Source organism: Endozoicomonas sp. ONNA2, from assembly GCF_024606365.1.
Classification (GTDB): Bacteria; Pseudomonadota; Gammaproteobacteria; order Pseudomonadales; family Endozoicomonadaceae; genus Endozoicomonas.
Window position 1 is genome coordinate 1 of record NZ_JAHHPO010000106.1, and the last position, 9011, is coordinate 9011.

Annotated in this window: 6 protein-coding genes; all 6 read right to left on the reverse strand. The window is 48.5% G+C overall.

What is annotated here, in order from left to right; genetic code table 11:
* Positions 1-241 precede the first annotated feature (241 nt).
* On the reverse strand, positions 242-1045 hold the full coding sequence (gene corA / locus KDK14_RS01915) for a magnesium/cobalt transporter CorA (RefSeq protein WP_306671431.1): 804 nt from the start codon (positions 1043-1045) through the stop codon (positions 242-244).
* Positions 1046-1065: 20 nt separating this feature from the next.
* Entirely contained in the window at positions 1066-1242 is a 177-nt protein-coding gene (locus KDK14_RS01920; protein ID WP_257263328.1) for a hypothetical protein, read from the reverse strand.
* Between the two features lie 329 nt (positions 1243-1571).
* Positions 1572-4283 carry a [protein-PII] uridylyltransferase gene (gene glnD, locus KDK14_RS01925; RefSeq protein WP_257263329.1) on the reverse strand — a complete coding sequence of 904 codons (2712 nt, stop codon included), beginning with the start codon at positions 4281-4283 and terminating at the stop codon, positions 1572-1574.
* A gap of 2 nt (positions 4284-4285) precedes the next feature.
* Entirely contained in the window at positions 4286-5080 is a 795-nt protein-coding gene (gene map, locus KDK14_RS01930) for a type I methionyl aminopeptidase (RefSeq protein WP_257263333.1), read from the reverse strand.
* Between the two features lie 286 nt (positions 5081-5366).
* A complete protein-coding gene (locus tag KDK14_RS01935) occupies positions 5367-6998 on the reverse strand; it encodes a hypothetical protein (RefSeq protein ID WP_257263330.1) in 1632 nt (543 codons plus the stop codon).
* A 248-nt stretch (positions 6999-7246) separates the two neighbouring features.
* The gene (locus KDK14_RS01940; RefSeq protein WP_257263331.1) at positions 7247-8785 is read right to left on the reverse strand and encodes a hypothetical protein; all 1539 of its coding nucleotides are present in this window, start codon (positions 8783-8785) and stop codon (positions 7247-7249) included.
* Positions 8786-9011: the final 226 nt, after the last annotated feature.

Sequence of the window (9011 nt, forward strand, 5' to 3'; positions counted from 1 at the left end):
TTTTACCAAAGCTAACACACTGGCCCCTGACCGACAGGATCGGCTGAAAAATGAAAATTGGCGGCAAATAGAGCATGATTTTCTGGACAGTCTGTCGTCAGGATAAACGGTGTTTTCTGAAAACCTCTAACTCTTGGACATTGACTGAAAAGTCCGGACATAGTGGGGGCGCAGGAAATAAAGGCTGAAGACCCTGTCTGGCACGAAGAACAGTGGGCCGGGCCGTGGTTGTGACAGCTGCCTATAACCACCCTTTACGTTTAAAGAACAGGAAGGTGGCCAGGGCGCTCAATAACATCAGTCCAATGGCCAGTGGGTAGCCGTACTCAACCGAGAGTTCTGGCATGGTTTCAAAATTCATCCCATAAATACTGGCAATCAGTGTCGGTGGGAGGAACATGACGGCTGCCACTGAGAAAATCTTGATAATGTTGTTCTGCTCAAGATTGAGGTAGCCCATGGTGGACTCCATCAAAAAGTTGATTTTCTCGAACAGGAAGCCGGTGTGTGGTGTCAGGGATTCAATATCCCGAAGCATATCCCTGATGCTGTCCCTGTGTTCATCATTAAGTTTATGATTGCATGCGCGTATCAGATAACGAAGTGAGCGCTGGGTATCCAGCAGATTCAATCGGACCTTGTCATTCAGGTCCTCTTGAAGGGTGATGGTGCGTAGCTGCTCATCAACATCTTTATACTGCTCTGAAAGGGCATTCTGACTGACTGCTTCCAGATCCTCGTAAACATCTTCCAGTGTGTCAGCAAGGTATTCAACCTTGGCATCAAAAAGCGCAATGATCACTTCCAGCGGCGTTGTTGCCATGACGTGTTGGGTTTTGAGGTGTTTGCGCATCAGCCGGAATAACCCGGTAGGCTCATTCTGCAGGGTAATCAGTATCTCGGGCCTGAGGTTGAACGCGACGTTAATATTTCTCAGCTCGTGGCCAGAGCGGTGGGGAAACAGGGAGCGAATATGAATACCGCTCTCGCTTTCAAAGTAGCGGGAGGAGATTTCAATTTCGCCCAGATCTTCTTCTTCGGGCAGGCAGCCGGGGTAGTGGGTCGTTAACCAGTGGTGCTCATCACTTCCGGTTCAGTGGCTTCCAGCCATATAGTGCCCATGGCCGGAGGGAAATCAGGCGTCACCCGGTCAATGGAAAATTGGTTTTCCCGGGCACTGTAGGCAAAGATCATAGTGAATGCCTTATTGATAGCATAATACATTGGCCAGCCTGAAATCATAGTGCCAGCCACCGGGCTGTCTGAACGACCATGCCCGAATATATCAAAAACAACGGGTCATATGGTCATTTTCAGATTTCAGGAAATGGATTGATTTGGAAACAAAAAAAGGAGCTGAACGTCCACATTCAGGGGGTGTTGCAAGTAAGTATAAAAGCTTTAAACCACAAAGACACGAAGACACAAAGTAAGCTTTTTTTGTTTGCCGGGCGTAGCCCAGACAAGCCCATAAAAAACTTTGTGTCTTTGTGTCTTTGTGGTTCCAGGCTTTTTAAGGCCTTTCAACCCCCCCGGAAATGGCCAGCAGGCAAGCACATAGTACCGGATTTTTACGGTGTAATGGCATCATGACTTGAAGCTTCACGCAGTACACGGATTAATGCGTTGCATATCTCGTTACAGTCCGCAGCGTCCCGAATGATTTCTCCCTGACTGTCAGCAATGATAAAACTGTCTTCGACCTTTTCCCCAAAGGTGGCAATTTTGGCTCCGTGCACTTGCAGATCAAGGCTGGCGAAAGTTTTGCCAATCAGGGCAAGCAGTCCGGGGCGGTCTGTGGCGGTAACATCAAGCACCGTTTGCCTGGGCTCAATCTGGTTGCTGATCAGCACCGCGGGCTCCCGGTTAAAATAGCGCAGTTGTCGTGGTGTTCGACGGCGAATAAGGTCCGGGAATTTCTCCGGTGCTGCCAGGGTATTTTGCAGGTGCGCTTTGATGTCTTGTATCCGTTTGGCATTGGGACCGATGGCAGAGCCATCTTCTTCAAGCACGGTGTAGGTATCAAGGCTGTAATTACTTCTGGAGGTAATGATACGGGCATCCTGAATAGCTAGTCCCAACTGATTAAAAGCGGCGACTGTGGCGGCGAACAGGTTGGACTGGTCATGGGTATAGACAAACACGCTTGAGCCCTGGTGCTCATAACCATCAGCAATTTCCGGAATCAGGATCAGTGGTTTTTCTGAGTCATGCTGGAGAATTCCCCGGGTCTGCCAGCTGATTTCATCACTTTGGTGACGAAGAAAATACTCATCATTAAATTGATCCCAGAGATAGGATATATCTTCCTCTTTCAAGCTTTGTTCGATTAACCGGGCCATGGCCCGTTGCCTGGTGTTGGCGATCTGCTCATTCATTTCAGGCAGATTATCGACGCCCCGTTTTAATAGCTGGTGGGTTTGCGAGAACAACTGCTGCAACAGAGAGGCTCGCCAGCCATTCCAGAGCCCGGGGTTGGTAGCATTAATATCCGCTACCGTGAGGAGGTAAAGGTACTTCAACCGTTCCCGGGTACCGACACGTCGGGCGAAGTCCTGAATCACTTTCGGGTCGGACAAATCCTTTTTCTGAGCGGTGACGGACATGGTCAGGTGCTCCTGTACCAGCCAGACAATCAGTGCTGTATCTTCTTTATTCAGACCATGTACACGACAGAATTGCCGGGCATCCACAGCACCGAGCTGGGAGTGATCGCCTCCGCGACCTTTACCGATATCATGGTAAAGGCCTGCCAGGTAAAGTAATTCCGGTTTGGGAATTCTATGAATGATTCTTGAGGCGATGGGAAACTGCTGGTGGCTCTTTTCATAGGAAAAACTGCGCAGGTATTTTATCAATAACAGAGTATGGGCATCCACCGTGAGGGTGTGGAAAAGATCATACTGCATCTGCCCTATGATTCGACCAAACTCCGGAAGGTAGCGACCCAGTATGCCGTAGCGGGCAAGCCTTCTTAACGACGCTGTTAATGCATAAGGGGCACGCATGAGTTCCAGAAACAGCCTTGTGCACCTTGGGTCTTTGCGAAAAGTACTGTCTACCAGGTGGCGGTAATCTCTGAGCAGTCGTATGGTTTCAGCGGTGGGTCCCTGGATGGCCTGGTCCCGGGTAAGCAGCACAAACATCTCCAGAATAGCAGGCGGGTGTTCGGCGAATACTCTATCGTGGACGGTTTCAATGTAGTTATTGCGTACCTGGAAACGTTCATTAATGGCATGAACTTCCTGAATGCTGCCGGCGCCGAGGATATCGTCGTCAAAGTGCTGCAGAAGCAGATCTTTCAGCTGGCTGACAATCATGACCGTGCGAAAGTAGCTCTGCATAAACTGCTCTACCGCCAAAGCGCCGGTGTGGTCGTGATAACCAAACTGGCAGGCCAGTGTTCGCTGGTGGTCAAACAGCAGGCGGTCTTCCCCCCGCCCTGTCAGGGCGTGAAGGGCCCAGCGGATTTTCCAGAGAAATGCCCGGCATCTCTGCAGTTGCTGATATTCAACATGGCTCAGGAAGCCAAGCTCAAGAAGCTCCGCAGGATCATGAGTGCCATAGTGCCGTCGGGCCACCCAGCCCAGCATATGCAGATCACGAAGGCCGCCTGGTGAACCCTTGATATTTGGCTCCAGATCATATTCGGTATCGTTATATTTACGGTGTCGTTTTCGTTGTTCTTCGAATTTCGCCTGCAGATACCGTTGGCTGGGCCACATGTGTTCAGTATCAATTATGTCCAACAGGTGTGCGTGCAGAAATGCCGGGCCGGATATAACCCTGGACTCCATCAGGTTGGTGATGATGGTCAGGTCATGAGTGGCCTGGCTTGCACACTCATCAAGGGAGCGGACGCTGGATCCGACTTTTAATCCGATATCCCAGAGTAAGGTCAGGAAACGTTCGATCGCCTCCTGATGCTCAAGGTAGTGAGCTTTTTCCAGCAGTATCAGAATGTCAATGTCTGATCCGGGGTGTAGCTCCCCTCTGCCGTAACCACCAACGGCCAGAAGGGCAATGGGGCAGCTGTTACTCCAGTCCAGGTGTTCCCAGGCCAGGCGCAGGATCTGATCCATCAACCATGCCCTGGAAAATACCAGCTGCCCTATATCCATACCATCCAGAAACCATTGATCCATTTTGTTGGTGGCATCCTTCAAGCATTTCTTATAGGCCGGTATTGGGGTTTTGGCAATCGTCAAGTCCGCCCGGAACTGACTCTTGTTGAACAGACTGCTCTTTATAGCGGTTGGTATTTTATGGAACGGATTGCTCATTATCAGAAGTTTTCTTCTTTTCGCCTGGTTAACACTTCATGGCCTGTGGCGGTGACCGCAATGGTGTGTTCCCACTGTGCAGAAGGGCGTCGGTCTCTGGTTACTGCTGTCCAGCCATCACTGAGTAGTTTGGTTCCTTTCTTGCCCGCATTGATCATGGGCTCGATAGTAAATGTCATGCCTTCTTTCAGGACGCAGTTATTTTTTTCGTTATAACCTTCATAGTGGATGACCTGCGGGTTTTCATGGAAAACCCGGCCGATGCCATGGCCGCAGTACTCTTCAACAACCGAGAAATGATTGGTGTGAGCATGATTGGCAATCACGCGACCAATGTCGCTTAGATGGTTGCCTGGTTTAACTTGTTCAATACCCAGATAGAGACACTCCTGAGTCACCTGAACCAGTCTCTGGTTAAATGGTTGAACGTCACCTACCAGGAACATTTTGCTGGTATCACCATGGTAGCCATCTTTGATCACAGTGATATCGATATTAACAACGTCACCGTTTTTCAGAAATTTCTTGTCACTGGGAATGCCGTGACAAACCACTTGATTGATGGAAATGCAGGTGGACTTGGGAAAACCGGGTCTGCCAGGTGCTGCGCCGTAATTCAAGGGAGCAGGGATTGCCTTTTGAATATTGACAATATACTCATGGCAGAGGCTATCGAGTTCGCCGGTTGAGACACCGGGCTGTACGTGGGGTTCGATCATTTCCAGCACTTCAGCGGCCAGACGGCCAGCGATGCGCATCTTTTCAATTTCTTCAGGGGTTTTGATGGTTACATTCATGGTCAGTTCAGGCTGCTTAAAGACGCGAAAGTCAAATGATAATAGGTCGTATCCTACCAGAATCCCCAGACGAAGCATTAACATTATATCCGCCTGGTGTTGCTCAAAACCGGGATTTGGGAGGCTGTCCGGGAATCGACTGCCCTCTTATGGACATTAAGCATGTATCTATTAATTCAAGAAGCAAAAGCCTTGAACCACAAAGCACACAAAAAGCACAAAGAAGAGCTTTTCTTTTCCTTTGTGCTCTTTGTGTGATTTGTGGTGACAATTCTCGGACAGCCTCCTAGAGCAGGTAAAATGCCGATAATGCCACTGCCCCTACAGGTACCGCAATTTGAGCATAACTGACAAAGTGCCAAAAGGAAGAGAGCCAGGTTCTCTGGTCTACTTTGGGGTTTGATCTGAACCGGACATCAAGGCTTTTTTTGGAAAAATAATTATTTTCATACCGGCTGGAACTGAACAGCCCCCATAGGGTATACCACTTGCAATCCCACGCGTCAGGTTCGGATTCACAGGATTGGTGGTAGAAAGGCATGTTTTTCTGATAGACCGTTAACTTCAGTGTGTATTCTGTGTCCGGAGCCAACTGGTCATCGTAACTCAGGGCTTCGTTGGACAGGAAAATTTTTCCGGGGTAATAGAACAGTGTGGGTACATAGCTTCGGTAAATGTTTTTGTCAGGGTTATCACCATTTTTCAGTTTGAACTCCCAAAGCGTGGACCGTCGAATTTTCTGGTCGCTGGAGATGGCGTTCAGTGTTTGTTGAATACCTTTTGCTTCATTAATGTAGATAGTGGACTTCAATCTTTCACCAAATATGGATGGTTCGTAGAGCTGTACTCTGACGATGATATTTTTCAGCTTTTCAGTAACGTCTTCTGATACCTCGTTGAGTGCAGCGGCAGAGAAATCCTGGGCCCTCATGATCAGTGGGTAGCCCTTTTCTTCCCTTGAGCCATCAAGACCGGGGGCAGACTGCCATACCAGTGGATCAATATCCTCGTTATCAAAAGCCTTGGGGAGTGAAAAGCCATTGGGAGAGCGTGAAGCAATTCTTTTTTGTGTGGTGACGGTAAAGCTGACTGTGTCTTCTCCCCCGAAGCGGCAGGAAAGGCTATCCGGTTGCGGGTTGTGAATATGTTGGTTGAAGATGTACTCATTTTTCGGATCTTCAATAAACAGGGTTGGTGTCAGCCTGGCAGACTGTGATGTTTGTCCGTGGTTTCTCAGATTGCTGACAGTGATCACTTCCTCTTCACCCGGTAGCAGATCATAGCCATTGGCAAGGCGGTCAATATAGCCGGGGGAATCAGGACGCCAGTGGTTCTTTTTCAGAAACTCGACATCAAAGACCAGTTTTCCCTCGCCATCCTGACAGTACCGACTTTCATGTACGGTTATATCAGCGTAACAAGTTTTTGGCTCCTGATGACACTCTTCAACTTGTTTAGTATTACCGTCCCCTGTTTGTACGTTTATCTTTTCACATACCTCATAGGTGCCACAGAGGAGTGCATCGGTGACCAGGCGGCAATCCTCCCAATCCCAGTGAAGGGAAGTATGGTACTGGATAACCCCTGACCAGGCGGGTGACGGCTGTTGCCGCAGAACATCCGCCGCCTCGTGGCGGCTGATGTTTTTTAAATCCTGCCATGCTTCTTCGTCAAAGGACGCCGGCAAGCGAACATGGGTATGGTGGTTAGCGGAACATCTTAACTCTTCAAAGTGGAAATTACGGGTCTGAAAGGCAGGGATAAGGTGTCCGGGACATGCACTGCTGAGTATCTTTCGGGGGGCCGATGTTTGCCTGCAATAGTTGGCAATAAAAGAATCCCCGGCAGAGGCGTATGGCTTTGATGGCAAAAGCACAAGTAGCAAAGCCGCGTACACAAGTTCCTTTTTGATAGCCATACATCAACCTGCCAAACATTTAATGGATTTATTGTGAAAATGAGTACCCTGCAGATACTCAATGTATTGATATTGTTAACCCGGATATTTCATTAACGTGTTACCTGTCTCGTTTTCCCTTGCTGCTCTATGGGAGTATTGCCCCCGTACTAAAAAAACCAGAGAGCGACAAAGTCCTCGGCTTTGGCATCCTGCGTCGCCCTGACTCCCTCATCCGTGTGGTCGTGCGCACAGTTTATGAAATATCCTTAAAAGAGTTGCCTTCTTTTTCTGCGATCAGAAACGACGTTGCCCCTGGTCAGCATATCAACAACGCTTTGCAGCTTTCTGGCTTCATCGAGACGGTTTTCCTGATTTTCCAGGGCGTTGATGCACAGGGCAACGGCTCCCCTGAGCGTACCTGCCTCAACCACCATGACATCACGTTCAATATCATCGTCGTCTTCTGATGAACTGAAAACCTGATTTGCCTTGGCCTGATAGAGGGCTCGTCCCATATCAGAGCTGAGATAGTGCTGGCGATACCCGTCACGAACCTTTCGCAGGCCACCTGACCGACTGATGGCAAGCTCTTCGTCAATGTCTTTTTTGATCAGGGCGAGAATGAAATATTTGGTATCCATCTCATTGGATTTACCGGCAACCCAAGTGAGCCATGAGCTAACAGATAACCATCTTTTGCTGGCAGAATTCTCAATGGTTACCTGTGCTTCCCGAGCGAGATTACTGTAACGCATGAGCTTATTCTGATCATAAACGGGTGCAGCACCAACGGTCATATCGCTCAGGTAATAATCCAGGTTGAAAATACGCTTGTCATATTCAACCGGGATGCAACCAATTTGGATACCATAAGTGGAACGAATGTAAGATCTTGCCCAGAACGCATCAATTAGCATCTCCTGGGCTCTTTTGTTGCCTTCCGTGTCGGAAACGGTACGATATCTCTCTGATGTACCGAAGGTGTCTATAAAGGTTTCAATGGCATCTTTGGTAAAACGGTTGATGCCCTCATCAATGACTCGCTTGTCCTGAGTTCGCATAGCCCGTAATTGCATGATGTTACGCTTCATGTCAGCGATCTGGTCAGCAGTATACAGTGACATGGACTTGAGCTGGTCGCTACTGATTCCGAGCTGCTGATGAAGCACGCCAGAGGGCAGGGCGATGGTGAAATACAGTTTGCTGACCCGGGTATCGAGATTACGCAGGTAAGACTGATATTGGCGAATCAGGGGGAGCATATCAACCCGGCTTTCGGAATCGGCGGTTATGTCTGGTCTCAGGGTTGGAAAATGCTCAAGGCTGTTAACGTCTTCCAGAAACAGGTTTGATTCCTGTCTGAACGTTCTTGCAGTGTCAAGAAAGTCTCTCACAGGGACTGGCTGCAGAATGCTTTCATCAGAAACCTTCTGGAGATCTGAAACAACGACAGTCAGGTCTCTCAGGCTACGACGAAGATCATCGATGGTTTTGAGCAGGATGTCACCATCACGCTCACCGCGCAAATAGAAGGCCTGAATATATTGTTTCTCGATTTCAGTTTTATTGGCAAGATTGATCGTCAGTTGGTCACTGTTTTCAGGTGTGACACTGACCATCGAGGGCAGAACTGAATCAGCGTAAGGTACGGGATTCTGCTCCAGACCGGGGGATACCGGTTGCCCGTGATAATCCTCAAACCGGGCAGGTTCATGCCGCAAGGAACTGCTGGCTCCCACTACTTCTGTGGACGCGAAGGAGAGCATTAAGGCACAACATAGTAAATTGCCAAGGATTCTGTTCATCTTAAGACTCTGAATTGTGAATTAATTGATTGTTTTGACCATGTTGGAAGAATATAGTTCCTTTTTTTTTCGGGTCGTCATGTTTTGTTGACATTTACTTGGTACGAATTTACTGCTTGTCAGTGATGATTCATGAACTTTTCCAATTACCCAAAGTCAAATGTCTTATTAAATTACCTGATTACCACTGATCGTACGTCATGAATCAGCTGCTATAATAAACGTC